This is a genomic window from Bacillus sp. LNXM65 (genome assembly GCF_002998575.1).
Classification (GTDB): Bacteria; Bacillota; Bacilli; order Bacillales; family Bacillaceae; genus Bacillus.
Window position 1 is genome coordinate 84937 of record NZ_PVRB01000008.1, and the last position, 13929, is coordinate 98865.

A 13929-nucleotide genomic window follows, 5' to 3' on the forward strand; every position below is an offset into this window, starting at 1 on the left:
ACCCTATCCACTAAAGCATCTAGTGAAAATATGATTTTCCCCCTTTACTACATATAAAAAGAAAAAGACGCAGGAGGCATCAAAGCCATTTGCGTCTTTTCGTTACCCGATCATACGATTTCGTATATCTGAAATAAAATAAAGAGAGCCTGTCACAAGGATCACCGCTGAAGGATCATCACTCTTTTTCTGAATCCATTCAAGCGCTGCACGAGGGTCATCATCATATGATTTTGCCTCTAACTGACTGCACGCATAAAGTTTCTCAGCTGATTCAGCTCTTGGAAAGTCAAACGAAACAAAATGAATAGATGAACTAACAGCTTCAAGCTTTTGAATCATTTGCTTGTACGGCTTATCCTTTAAAGCACTAAAACAGACATGCACTTGTTTACTAGAAAAATGGGCTTGTACGGTTTCAATTAAACGGTCGATTCCCTCTTCATTATGAGCGCCGTCTAAATAAACTGGTGGATGATCTTTGACCTTTTCAAATCTTCCAGCCCACACTGCCTGCCGAATGCCTTCATACATCTGCTCTTCTGTCACGCTGATATAGCCTTCTTGCTCCAGCCATTCAATGAGTAGAACGGCAAGAGAAGCATTTTGCCGTTGATGCGTTCCGATCAACCCTGTTTCAAGCTGCGGATACTGCCTTTTTGATGTGTGTAACGTAAACCGTTCGCCTGTTTCTGTTGGCTGCTGCTCACCGAAGGTACAAGTATCCTGTAATGAGATGCATTCCGCATTCTTTTCTTTTGCGATGTTTTGAATGACCGCAAGTGCTTCCGGTTGATGAACAGCAGTGATCATCGGGATACCCTCTTTGATAATGCCCGCTTTTTCAGATGCAATCTGTTCAAGTTTGTCACCTAAAATTGCCATATGATCATGACCAATTGACGTAATCGCTGTTAAAATAGGTACGGCAACATTTGTTGAATCAAGTCTTCCACCAAGCCCTGTCTCTAATAGGACAAAGTCTACTTGGTGCACATCGGCAAAATAAGCAAATGCACATGCGGTAATGATTTCAAATTCTGTTGCTGCTCCAAGCTCTGTTTGATCTAATTCATCAACAAAAGGCTTGACCTTATTCACCAAACTCAGCCATTCTTCATCCTGTATAGGCGCTCCGTTCACGCTGATTCGTTCATTGAACGTTAAAATAAACGGAGAGGTGAAGGTTCCGACCGAATAGCCTGCAGCCTGTAAAACGGAACGAGTAAACGCAATGGTTGAACCTTTTCCATTTGTACCTGCAACATGCACCGCTTTTATGCGTTGTTCCGGATGGCCTAGTCTGTTCATCAGCCACTTCATTCTTTCAAGACCTGGTTTTACACCAAAGGCAAGTCTACTGTGAATCCACTCAATGGCTTCATGATAGGTTGTAAACAATGTCATCTCTCATTTCATCCGAAATTTTCAAAAAAGACGACTCCATTTTGTTAGGAGCCGTCTTTTCAACCTTATGCTTTCAGCTCTTCAATCCGCTTTTGAACAGCTTCGCGTTTTGCGACATAGTCACGTTCTTTCGCACGCTCTTCTTCTACGACACTTTCAGGTGCTTTTTTCATAAAGCCTTCGTTGCCAAGCTTTTTCTGGACGCGTTCTACTTCTTTTGTCAGCTTATCAAGCTCTTTTTGCAGACGAGCAATTTCCTCATCTAAGTTAATTAAGCCTTCAAGCGGCAGAATGAGCTCTGCTCCAGAAATAACAGCCGTCATCGCTTTATCACTAGCTGGGACATCTGTGCCAATTTCAAGTACACTTGGGTTCGTAAAGCGCTCAATATATGAACGATTCTTCTCTAAACGTTCTTGTACATCAGATGTGGATGCTTTGATGTAAAGTTCGACTTGTTTGCTCATTGGTGTGTTTACTTCACTGCGAATGTTACGAACAGAGCGAATGAGTTCAACAAGCAGTTTCATATCAGCAGAAGCTTGATCATTTGAAAGCTCCGGCTTCACCTCAGGCCAAGCTGCTACAGTAATGGACTCACCTTCATGCGGAAGATGCTGCCAGATTTCTTCTGTTAAGAACGGCATAAACGGATGAAGAAGTCTCATCGTTTGATCTAATACGTACGCAAGGATCGAACGAGTCGTTTTTTTCGCTGCTTCATCTTCACCATAAAGTGGAAGCTTCGCCATCTCAATGTACCAATCACAGAAATCATCCCAAATGAAGTTGTATAAATGTCTGCCCACTTCACCGAATTCATACTTGTCAGCTAGCTGTGTGACACTTTCAATCGTTTCATTTAAGCGGGTTAAAATCCATTGGTCAGCGACTGATTTTTCTCCAGTCAAATCAAGTTCATCATACGTTAAGCCATCCATGTTCATTAAAGCAAAACGCGATGCGTTCCAAATTTTGTTCGCAAAGTTCCAAGTGGATTCAACCTTTTCAAAGCTAAAGCGAAGATCCTGACCTGGTGAGCTTCCAGTCGCTAAGAAATATCTTAATGAATCTGCACCGTATTGATCAATGACCTCCATTGGATCAATTCCGTTGCCGAGCGACTTACTCATTTTACGTCCTTGTTCGTCGCGGATGAGCCCATGAATCAGAACGTCTTTGAACGGTTTTTCCCCTGTAAATTCAAGGCCTTGGAAGATCATGCGAGAGACCCAGAAGAAAATGATGTCATAGCCTGTGACCAGCAGGTTTGTTGGATAGTAGCGCTTGAAGTCTTCACTGTCTGCATCCGGCCAGCCCATTGTAGAGAAAGGCCAAAGCGCTGAACTAAACCATGTATCAAGCACATCGTTATCCTGTTCCCAGTTCTCCAGATCTTCTGGCGCTTCCAGTCCAACATATACTTCTTTCGTTTCTTTATGATACCAAGCCGGAATGCGGTGTCCCCACCATAGCTGACGAGAAATACACCAGTCACGGATATTTTCCATCCAGTGTAAATACGTCTTTTCAAAGCGGTCTGGAACAAATTGAACTTGGTCGTCCCCATTTTGAAGGTTGATGGCTTCGTCTGCCAGCGGCTGCATTTTTACAAACCATTGAGTAGATAAATAAGGCTCAACGACAGCTCCGCTTCGCTCACTATGACCAACTGAATGCATGTGGTCCTCAATTTTGAACAAAATACCCTCTTCTTGTAAATCTTTCACAAGCTGTTTACGGCATTCGAAGCGGTCCATTCCTTTGTATTGCAATGCATTTGCATTCATTGTGCCATCTTCATTCATGACAAGAATACGCTCTAGCTCATGGCGGTTTCCAAGCTCAAAGTCATTCGGGTCATGGGCAGGTGTAATTTTCACAGCTCCTGAACCAAACTCCATATCGACATAGTCATCACCAACGATTGGAATCTCTCGGCCTGTAATTGGTAAGACCACTGTTTTTCCAATCAAATGCTGATAGCGTTCGTCATCAGGGTGCACGGCAACGGCTGTATCCCCAAGCATGGTTTCAGGTCTTGTCGTCGCAATTTCAATTGAACCCGTGCCATCTGAAAGCGGGTATCTCAAGTGATAAAACGCACCTTGAACATCTTTATAAATGACTTCAATATCAGAAAGTGCCGTTTTCGTCGCTGGATCCCAGTTAATGATGTACTCTCCGCGATAGATAAGTCCTTTTTCATACAATTGGACAAACACTTGGCGTACCGCTTTATTCAGACCTTCATCTAATGTAAAACGTTCACGTGAATAATCAAGACCAAGTCCCATTTTCGCCCACTGGCTGCGAATAAAGTCCGCATATTCTTCTTTCCATTTCCACGTTTCTTCCACAAATTTCTCCCGGCCAAGGTCATAACGGCTCACGCCTTCTTCGCGAAGCTTTGCCTCTACCTTTGCTTGGGTCGCAATACCGGCATGGTCCATTCCTGGAAGCCATAGAACATCATAGCCCTGCATCCGTTTCATACGCGTCACAATATCTTGAAGTGTAGAATCCCATGCATGCCCAAGGTGCAGTTTTCCTGTCACGTTTGGTGGAGGAATGACGACTGTATATGGATCTTTCGTTTTGTCATTTTGTGCTTCGAAGAATTTCCCTTCAAGCCAGTACGTATAGCGGTCTTTTTCAATCGCATTTGGATCGTACTTTGTTGGCATTTCTTGATTATTTGTTCCCATTTGTGTAACCTCCACATTTTTTCGGCTGATGAAACATAAAAAAAGCCTTTCCATCCTTATAAAAGGACGAAAAAGCTTTTTCGCGGTACCACCTTTTTTCATGGAACACATAGACGTGTCCCATACACTCTAAAGGATAACGGGGTTCTCCCGAATTTCTCTACTTGTTCATTCAAGAAATTAAGCTCACAGGCGACCTTCCAAACAAGTACATCCTAGGAAACCTTTCAGCTCATGGTCTCCCTCTCTTTAGGGTCTTGCTCGTACTCTTCCTGATCCACGCTTACGATATATCACGTTCATCAGCACATACTCATCTTTTATTTATATTACTAAATGCCTTTTGTTTTCGTCAATCATCTTTTCCGCTTTTCTTCTTCTTTATACAAATTGGGCAGGCACCCTTTGCCCTATTACCCATATGATAATAACAAAATGAAGAAGGAGGGCGTTTGCTTTGAAGAAGATCAATCCTTACACACTTCCCCCCTGGCTGAGACAAATTCGGGCAGTGGCCTCCCAAGTCGTTCTCCCGATTGCGATATTTCAAGGGTTTCGTACGATCATTTTCCCCACGACATTTGACGTCCTCATCCTAGGTATTCTGATTTTTCTCGCCTGCGCCTTTCACCTTGATTGGTTTTAAACTCTCGCGCTTATGTACCGGTCAATATGAACACAAAACAACCTCGTCATTCCGCTGATGACGAGGCACTTTGTTCTTCTTCAAGCCGTCTAGCCTGCTCAATCTCATGAATCTTCATGACGATCGGCTCTGAATTTTTCATCTGCCAATACGCTCTTAACAGCCGCTGACAGCTCTCCATTTCATCCTGCCCGCCTGCTTCATAGGCTTTTACTGTATCAAACAGACCTTGCGGATAAGCAAGGTAACTAAGAAACAAATGCAGCTCTTCCTCCCGAAGAGGATTTCCTTTTTGGTACGTATAAAACAAGGAAGTGCATTCAGGACAAGACGTAGGATAGGTTTTGAATGTCCGAAAGTAAAAGGTTAGAAGGTCATAAATGGGGGCGGCTTTTTTAGACCGCTCAAAATTGGTGAAATGTCCTGTGCCCACATCATTATACAAAAAGTGATGAATCGACAGCTGCCCATGATTTAACACAACACGTGTTGTCTCTTGATCTTTCATTTCTTCATGCCAATCTTCTAATCGTTCAAGCGCAAATTCGCTGGCAGACATCGCCTCTGAAAAATACATCGCAGCAGCCAGCTCAAATGGTGACATATACCAAGTCTGCTCTGCCCGCTCTATGAATCGTTCATACATGTCTTTCTCTGTTTCCCATTTGGTCTTGATTTGTGTGTAGTGCGCTTCTATCTCTTGCTCTGTGATATCCATCATCACTTCAGTCCGCTTATGAAGTCTTGCAATCTCTTGAAATAAATATTCATGTTTATCGTCCTGCTCTTCTCTCTTTTCATTCGTCAGCCACGGCATGAGATAGTATGCGTACTGGCTTTCTCGATGACTTGAGAAAAAAGAACCGCTCTTCGTCCGATAAATCGGCACAAAAGAGCGATAGCCCTTTGATTCTAGTTCAAGCATTTGCTCTGTAAACTGCATATGTCGATTGGCTTTTACTCGCTTTAGGGCAAATATGCCCTGCTTTGTATATACTTTGACAACAGCAGGACTGACAGGTTCAATGTATTCCGCCTCAAGCCCGTATTCGTATAGGATAGATTGGATTTCATCCACGTTCACTCACCACATTTTCTCGGTCGGTCATCGCTTGTTATGCATTGCTTTTTTGATATTCAGGAATATAAAGAATCTGCCCTTCTTCAAGCTCCGCATCAACCGATAATGAGTTTGTGCGAAGGAGCTGCTGCACATTCAACTGATATCGCTCACAAATAAGATCGACCGTATCTTCTTGCTGAACTATACATATTTTCATGCGAGAAAAATCTTCCTCCTCCTGCTTAGCAAATAGCTTTGTTAAATAAAGAGAGTTCTCACTGCCAGACGTTTCTCTCTCGTCATATTCAGGCTCCTCTTCTTCTTGAGCTGACTCATATACTTTTGGTGCTTCTCGTTCATATAACCGTCCGAGCTGGTTCGTATCATCCTGTTCCTGTTCCTCTTGCTCCTCTTCTACGTGGTAAGTGGGTGATTCAAATATTGGATACGGCTGAACCGTTTCTTCCAGCTCTTCGGCTGCTTCCGGATCTTTTCTCACTTCCACCTCAAAGAACGTATCTTCCCGCTTCTCTTCTTCTAAGAGCTTAGGCGGTTCAAAAAATGGTGGTTCTTGCACCTGAGCTTCAGGTAAGGAGCGATAATCAAGCGCCACTTCTTCTTGGCTCTCCGTTTCCTCCAGTTCTTCCGATTCTTCCGGTTCTTCGGTTTCTCCCTCTTCTTCCCTACTCACCAGCTCTATCTCAATTTCTTCTTCCTGTTCTTCTTGCTGTTCTTCTTGCTCGGCGCGTGTGTCATGCTGTAATACAGCCTGTTCCTCATATTCTTGGCTCTCCGTTTCCTCCAGTTCTTCCGATTCTTCCAGTTCTTCGGTTTCTCCCTCTTCTTCCCTACTCACCAGCTCTATCTCAATTTCTTCTTCCCGTTCTTCTTCCTGTTCTTCTTGCTCGGCGCGTGTATCATGCTGTAATACAGCCTGTTCCTCATAGACCTCACGTTCATTGCCTTGCAGCTCTTCTTGTTCCTCATGCTCTGGCTGCAGCTGATAATTGTAGGTCACATCGCCATATTCTTCTTGAGGACGATGGACAAATTCATACGGCTCCACTACAGGCGCTTGAGGCATTTTCTCGTCTAATAGACCCTCAATCGCCAGATCAGCTTGAATGGTGAGCAAACGATTTTCTGTCAGCTGGTAATCAAACGCATCAATAAACACAAACACATCATTTAAATGACTGATTTTATTCTTAGGGATGGTGATATCAACCGGGAATTGATGCAGAAGCTCCGCCGTTCCGTCTTCTCTTACCTTCACCTCATCAGCTTCCCTATATGATGCATAGGAACTCAATTCACCCAATAGCTCCTCTTGATTTATCTTGTATTCTCCTGTTAGCTCGAGTGAACCTCTAATCGAAACATAATCATTCACTTCTTGAACGAGAATGTCAGGATCGAGAGAAATTGACAGCAGCTCACTGACTTCCTGTCCGCTTTTGAAATAAATGGATTCTTCTACCGAAAACTGTAATCGATTGTTTTGAGACAAGTCGGTGTCCTCCTTTCATCTAATCCTTCAAAATAAAATTAGATGTCAATACAGATGTATGTGAGAGGCAGTGAAAATATGATTGGTTTTCAGCAACACAAAAAAGCCGATATGTCCCCATACCGGCTTTCGTTTATCGACGCAGTTTTTGAAATACCTTTTCCACTGTCTCAATCGTATATTCGATGTCTTCATCTGTATGAGCTGTTGACAGGAACAGTCCTTCGAATTGAGAAGGAGGAAGGAAGATGCCGCGATCCGCCATTTCCTTGTAAAATTCAGCGAATAAAGCGAGATCAGCGGTTTTTGCTTTGTCATAATTGACCACTTCTTCATTTGTAAAGAAGAATCCAATCATCGAACCCGCACGGTTAAACGTTAATGGAATTCCGTGTACTTTCGCCGCTTTTGAAATGCCTTCTTCCAGCCGGTCTCCTTTTCGTCTAAACTCTTCATAAGACTCAGGTGTCAGCTGTTTTAAGGTTTCTAAGCCTGCTGTCATCGCAAGAGGGTTACCAGATAACGTTCCTGCTTGATAAATTGGACCGCTTGGTGCAATTTGTCTCATGATATCCGCTCTTCCGCCATAAGCACCGACCGGGAGACCGCCTCCGATCACTTTACCAAGGCACGTCAGATCAGGTGTGATGCCAAAATAGCCTTGCGCGCAGTGATAATCCACACGGAAGCCAGTCATGACCTCATCAAAAATGAGTAAAGCTCCGTATTGCTCCGTGATGTCTCTCAGCCCTTGTAAGAAACCTTCTTGCGGAGGAACAACCCCCATATTTCCTGCAACCGGCTCGACAATGACACCTGCAATATCGTCTCCAAACTCCTGAAAAGCAACTTGAATGCTCTCTAAATCATTGTACGGCACTGTGATCGTGTTGCTTGCAGTCCCTTCAGGTACACCTGGGCTATCTGGAAGCCCTAGCGTTGCGACACCTGAACCCGCTTTAATGAGCAAAGAATCGCCGTGGCCATGATAGCAGCCTTCAAATTTCACAATTTTATTTCTGCCTGTAAAGCCGCGAGCTAGACGAAGTGCACTCATGGTCGCCTCTGTACCAGAGCTGACCATACGAATGACTTCGATGGAAGGAACTCGCTCTGATACAAGCTTAGCTAATTCATTTTCAACTAACGTGGAAGCACCAAAGCTTGTCCCCTGTTCCGCAACTCGTTGAATGCTTTCAACCACACGGTCATTCGTATGCCCTAAAATTAGCGGTCCCCATGATAAGACATAATCGATGTATTCATTTCCATCAATATCATATATCTTGGCGCCTTTGCCTCGTTCCATAAAAATCGGGTCTGTGTTAACTGATTTAAATGCACGCACAGGGCTGTTGACACCACCAGGCATTAAATGCTGCGCTTCTTCAAATGCTTGCTTTGATTTTTCATAGCTACGTCCCATTTCAACGTCCTCCTGTCTATCCGTTCTTTATTCTGAGAGCCATTTGGCTGCATCTTTTGCATGATACGTAATGATGAGCTCTGCTCCTGCACGTTTCATGCTTGTCAGCATTTCAAGAACAAGCTCTTTTTCAGAAATCCAGCCATTTTGAGCAGCGGCTTTGACCATTGCATATTCTCCGCTCACATTGTAAGCAACAACAGGGAGTGTAAATTCATTTTTGACATCACGCATAATATCTAAATAAGAAAGGGATGGTTTGACAATGAGGAAATCAGCCCCCTCTTCTACATCAGACTGCGCTTCTCTGAGTGCCTCTAAACGGTTTGCAGGGTCCATTTGGTATGTTTTACGATCTCCAAACTGCGGTGTGCTATGCGCCGCGTCACGAAACGGGCCGTAAAAAGCACTTGCATATTTCACAGCATATGACATGACAGGTACATGAATAAAACCAGCTTCATCAAGTGCCTCACGAATGGCCACAACAAATCCATCCATCATATTGGAAGGAGCAATGATATCTGCACCTGCGCGCGCTTGGCTAACAGCTGTTTTCGCTAAAAGCTGAAGAGATTCATCATTTAAAATTTCACCATCTTCAACGATGCCGCAATGTCCATGATCTGTATATTGGCATAAGCAAGTGTCTGCAATGACCACAAGTTCTGGGAAATGCTTTTTGATCTCAAGCGTCGCTCTTTGAACAATGCCATGGTCGTGATACGCCTCACTGCCCACATGGTCTTTATGATCTGGAACACCAAATACAATAATTGATTTGATACCTAGGTCGACAAGTTCTTGGACTTCTTCTTTTACAAGGTCCACTGAAATGTGATAAACACCCGGCATTGAAGGGACTTCTTTTCGGACATTTTCTCCCTCTACAAAAAAGATCGGATAAATGAAATCAGATGGTCTTAAAAAGGTTTCTCTGACTAATTCTCTCATTCCTGCGCTTGTCCGCAGTCTGCGGTGTCTGTTAAATTTCATCATTGGTTCAACTTCCTTTCAGATAAACGGCACATCAATTCAAGCATTCCGTCTACCGTATAAGTATCTGGGGTTTCAGAAGAAATCCCGTATTGAAGCAGTGCCTCTTTTGTCAGAGGACCGATCGTCACAAAACAGGTGCCAGAAGCAGCCAGCTTCGCTGCATCTGCCTCCATGGCATGCATAAATGAATGGACAGTGGATGAGCTCGTAAATGTAATAAAATCAAATGATTGCTTCGTCATCGCCGTTTTGAGAGCGGCAATACCTTCCTCATCCTTGACGGTTTCATATAAAATCCATTCCTTTACTTCTATGCCAAGCGGAATGAGGGTTTTCTTCACGACATCTCGAGACAGGTGTCCTTTTGCTACAAACACACGCTCTCCCGGACGCACATGGTCAAGTAACGCATCTGCGAGCTCTTCCGCTATGAATCGTTCTGGTACCACATCCACCTTCAAGCCGTGCTGCTCAAGATAGGCAGAGGTTTTCTCACCTACAGCAGCCACTTTCAAATGCGATAAACTCTTATGTAAATGATGGTCCTTTATGTAGCTCAGAAAAAAAGACGCACCATTCACACTCGTGAAAACAAGCCATTGGCTATTTTCTAAGTCCTTTAAAAAGGCCTGCGCTTTTTCTTTTGTGAGCATAGGCTCAAACCTAATAAGAGAGGTTAAAACAGCATGGCCGTTCAGCTCTTCAATCTTTTGCTGAAACACACCCGCTTGACGTTCATTTCGAGTGACAAGCACCGTCTGTCCGTGAAGCGATTTGCCTATGGTCATTGGGAGGACAGATCCTTTTTCACCTTGTCGATTAAATCTTTTGCTCCCTTATCAGCCATCTGCTTCGCACATGCTGTCCCAATTGCCTCAGGGTCAGTGCCTGATACAGTTTCTCGAATAATCGTGTGTCCGTCAGCTGATGCCACAAGACCCGTCAGTTCAATTTCATCACGCTCATTCATCGTTGCATAGCCAGCGATCGGCACCTGACAGCTGCCATCCATTTGTTTGAGGAAAGCTCTTTCAGCGAGAACCGTTTTCTTCGTATATTCATTCGTAAATTGAGCGAGGAGCTGCAATAGCTCTTCATCATCCCCGCGGCACTCAATCGACAAAGCGCCTTGGCCAACGGCGGGCAGGCAAGTCTCAGGAGATAAAAATTCCGACACAACCTCTTTGCTCCATCCCATTCTGGACAGCCCAGCAGCCGCTAGAATAATGGCATCATATTCTTCATTTTTCAGCTTTTCCAATCTTGTATCAATGTTTCCTCGAATCCATTTAATTTCAAGATCTGGTCTTTCCTGAAGAAGCTGGGCACTGCGCCGTAAGCTGCTTGTTCCCACAATAGCACCCTTCGGCAGTTCATGAAGACGCAGATGATCCTTCGAAATAAGAGCGTCCCTTACATCTTCACGCTCAGGAATACAGCCAATGACTAAACCTTCAGGAAGAGCAGCCGGCATATCCTTCATACTGTGAACCGCCATATCGATGTCATGATTCAGCATCGCCTGTTCAATTTCTTTGACAAACAGTCCTTTTCCGCCAACCTTTGATAAGGTCACATCTAAAATTTGATCACCCTTTGTCACAATCTCTTTTATTTCAAAAGAATAAGAAGGGTTTAGTTCAGACAGCTTTTGAATAACCCATTTTGTTTGTGTAATTGCAAGCTTACTTCTTCTAGAACCTACTTTAATTGTACGCAATACGTCTTCCTCCCGACAATGCCCTTTAGACTCATCATTATTTATTGAAACCAATGAAAGGTTGATAAGCTACCAAGCAGAAAATAATTGATCATCAGCACAATGAATGAACCAACATTCCACAGTGCCACGATTTTGCCCTGCATATTTCTCACCAATCTGATATATAAGTAAAAGCCGTATAAAAACAGCATAATAAACGAACCAAGCACCTTTGCATCTGTCCAGTACAACGTATCATACGAAATATATGCCCAAATGATGCCAAGAATCAAACTAAGCAAGAGCATTGGCACACCAATAATGTTTAATACGTACGCCATATGATCAAGCTTCGATAAATCTTCAATTCTCAGAAGCCATTTTCCCCATTTTTTCTTTTTCAGCAAACGATATTGAAAGAGATAGAGAAGGGAGAAAGCAAATGAAAGTGAAAAAGCACCGTATGATAAAATCGCCATCGTAATATGAATCACAAGCAGTTCACTCGTCAGCTTCCCCGTTAGTTCTGCTGAGTGGAGATCAGATGGTGTAAAGGTGTGAATCGCCATCATGGAAAAACCGATGACATTTGTAAAAAAGACAATAAATTCAACACGCAATACTTTTGTGAGAACAAGTGAAAGTGTCACAAGCACCCACGTATAAAAATATAAACCCTCTGCTACATTCAACACAGGGAATCGGTCTGTTTCCATCATAATATAGAACATGTAGACTGTTTGCAGCAGCCAGACAATAGAAAGCAACCAGAAAGCCATTTTTCCAGCCTTCCGGTTGTGTTGAAGAAAATCTATGAAATAGAACAAGACACTTAGTGCATAGATCAAGGTCGTCGCTTCGCCTAGTCTCGCTACAATGGATTCCATCATCGCTTAATCACTCACTGGCAACTGTAGCAAAGCCTTGTGCCATATTTGGTTTGAACAGCTGAAATGACCCTTGCTCCACCTGTACAGGCTCCACCTTTTGCTCTTCATCTTCAACCTGTAAATCAAAGATTTCTTTGAAGAGTAAAAGTTTTTCCTCTGCATTCGGCTCCGCGGCAATTTCTTTTGCCTTTAAGATAGGATCTTTCAGCATTTGATTAATAATGCTTTTCGTATGTTTATTTAATAGCTTCATTTCACGGTGTGTGAGGTTCGGAAGCTTTCGTTCAATACTCTGCATCGTATCCGCTTGAATCGTCAGCGCCTTTTCTCTAAGTGCAGAAATGACAGGAACCACACCAAGCGTATTCAGCCATTGCTTAAATTCCACAATTTCTGCTTCAATGAGGAGCTCAACCTGCTCAGCCACCGCACGGCGCTCTTTTAAGTTGGCTGCCACGATGCCCTCAAGGTCATCAATGTCATACAAAAAAGCACCTTCTACTTCAGAAATGGCTGGATCTAAATCACGGGGCACAGCAATATCCACCATAAATAGAGGTCTGCCCTTCCGCTTTTTATTCGCACTTTCGACCATTTCCTTTGTAATGACAAATTGTTTCGCACCAGTGGAGCTAATTAAAATGTCCGCTTCGGATAATGTTTTTTCCAATTGGTTTAAGCTTTTAGGCTCTCCTGAAAAACGACCCGCCAATTCTTTTGCTTTCTCATACGTTCGATTGATGACCGTTACTTGACCAATCCCTTGACCTTGAAGGTTTTGAGCCGCTAGTTCGCCCATTTTACCCGCACCAAGAATCAGGACATGTTTATCAGAAAGACGTCCAAAGATTTTTTTCGCAAGCTCGACAGCTGCATAGCTGACAGACACGGCATTAGACGCAATGTCTGTTTCCGCATGAGAGCGTTTTGCAACGGTGACCGCCTGTTTAAATAAATAATTGAAAACGGTACCAATGGTCTTCTCCTCTTGAGCTACTTTAAAGCTAGAGCGCACTTGACCAAGTATTTGTGTTTCGCCAATCACCATGGAATCAAGTCCACAGGCCACACGGAATAAATGCTCAACCGCTCCATCATTTTCATAGAACTTCAAATAAGGAGAGACATCTTCTTTTTCTAAACCGAACCAATCGGCTAAAAATCTTTTTATATAAAACCGTCCAGTATGAAGCTGATCTACCACTGCGTAGATCTCTGTTCGATTACATGTTGAGATGACGATATTCTCTAGAATGCTTTTTTCTTCTTTAAGCTTGGACATCGCTGTTCCGAGCTCGCTCGGTTCAAAGCTCAGCTGTTCCCGTATCTCAACAGGGGCTGTTTTATAATCTAAACCCACAACAAGAATATGCATAACTTCAGCTTGCACCCCCAACGCCCTGTCTAATTTATAATAATTACAATATAGAATTTATTATTTATAATGATTATAACATATATTCATTTTTAACTGGATGAAAATTGTGAACAGATTTCAAAAATGTTGTGATATAGTAGAAAAATGTTCGACACTAATTATGCCATATCATCACTTCAAGCAATTTACCAGATTTGGCG

The 13929-nt window shown here is 43.2% G+C and carries 11 protein-coding genes and 1 other annotated feature; of the genes, 1 reads left to right on the forward strand and 10 read right to left on the reverse strand.

Going from position 1 to position 13929, the window contains the following annotated elements; genetic code table 11:
- Positions 1-102: 102 nt before the first annotated feature.
- Together C6Y03_RS16010 and C6Y03_RS16015 are read right to left on the reverse strand one after the other, a co-directional pair.
- Positions 103-1407 (reverse strand): bifunctional folylpolyglutamate synthase/dihydrofolate synthase, encoded by a 1305-nt coding sequence (locus C6Y03_RS16010; protein ID WP_106039616.1) that lies wholly within the window; start codon positions 1405-1407, stop codon positions 103-105.
- 65 nt (positions 1408-1472) lie between these two features.
- Positions 1473-4115, reverse strand: coding sequence for a valine--tRNA ligase (locus C6Y03_RS16015; protein WP_106039617.1), 2643 nt, complete (start codon positions 4113-4115; stop codon positions 1473-1475).
- Between the two features lie 59 nt (positions 4116-4174).
- Positions 4175-4404, reverse strand: a binding site (T-box leader).
- Between the two features lie 168 nt (positions 4405-4572).
- Here C6Y03_RS16015 and C6Y03_RS16020 point away from each other — a divergent pair.
- A complete protein-coding gene (locus C6Y03_RS16020) occupies positions 4573-4761 on the forward strand; it encodes a hypothetical protein (RefSeq protein ID WP_003216497.1) in 189 nt (62 codons plus the stop codon).
- A gap of 46 nt (positions 4762-4807) precedes the next feature.
- Here the strand turns inward: C6Y03_RS16020 and ysxE are convergent, their stop codons facing one another.
- The 8 genes from ysxE to hemA form a co-directional block, all read right to left on the reverse strand.
- A complete protein-coding gene (gene ysxE, locus C6Y03_RS16025) occupies positions 4808-5839 on the reverse strand; it encodes a spore coat protein YsxE (RefSeq protein ID WP_060596890.1) in 1032 nt (343 codons plus the stop codon).
- A gap of 37 nt (positions 5840-5876) precedes the next feature.
- Positions 5877-7334, reverse strand: a complete 1458-nt coding sequence (locus C6Y03_RS16030; RefSeq protein WP_106039618.1) for a LysM peptidoglycan-binding domain-containing protein — start codon at positions 7332-7334, stop codon at positions 5877-5879.
- Positions 7335-7467: 133 nt separating this feature from the next.
- Positions 7468-8760 carry a glutamate-1-semialdehyde 2,1-aminomutase gene (hemL, locus tag C6Y03_RS16035; protein ID WP_034661671.1) on the reverse strand — a complete coding sequence of 431 codons (1293 nt, stop codon included), beginning with the start codon at positions 8758-8760 and terminating at the stop codon, positions 7468-7470.
- 27 nt (positions 8761-8787) lie between these two features.
- Complete coding sequence (gene hemB / locus C6Y03_RS16040; RefSeq protein ID WP_034661673.1) at positions 8788-9759, reverse strand: porphobilinogen synthase; 972 nt, start codon at positions 9757-9759, stop codon at positions 8788-8790.
- Entirely contained in the window at positions 9756-10547 is a 792-nt protein-coding gene (locus tag C6Y03_RS16045) for a uroporphyrinogen-III synthase (RefSeq protein ID WP_106031230.1), read from the reverse strand. Before C6Y03_RS16045 ends, hemB begins: the two co-directional genes overlap by 4 nt.
- Positions 10544-11479, reverse strand: a complete 936-nt coding sequence (hemC, locus tag C6Y03_RS16050; protein WP_066030588.1) for a hydroxymethylbilane synthase — start codon at positions 11477-11479, stop codon at positions 10544-10546. The genes C6Y03_RS16045 and hemC overlap by 4 nt, the downstream gene beginning before the upstream one ends.
- Positions 11480-11520: 41 nt before the next feature.
- Positions 11521-12351 (reverse strand): cytochrome c biogenesis protein, encoded by an 831-nt coding sequence (locus tag C6Y03_RS16055; RefSeq protein WP_034661681.1) that lies wholly within the window; start codon positions 12349-12351, stop codon positions 11521-11523.
- A gap of 7 nt (positions 12352-12358) precedes the next feature.
- Positions 12359-13726: a glutamyl-tRNA reductase gene (gene hemA, locus C6Y03_RS16060; RefSeq protein WP_012010780.1), complete on the reverse strand. Its 1368-nt coding sequence runs from the start codon at positions 13724-13726 to the stop codon at positions 12359-12361.
- Between the last annotated feature and the right edge of the window lie 203 nt (positions 13727-13929).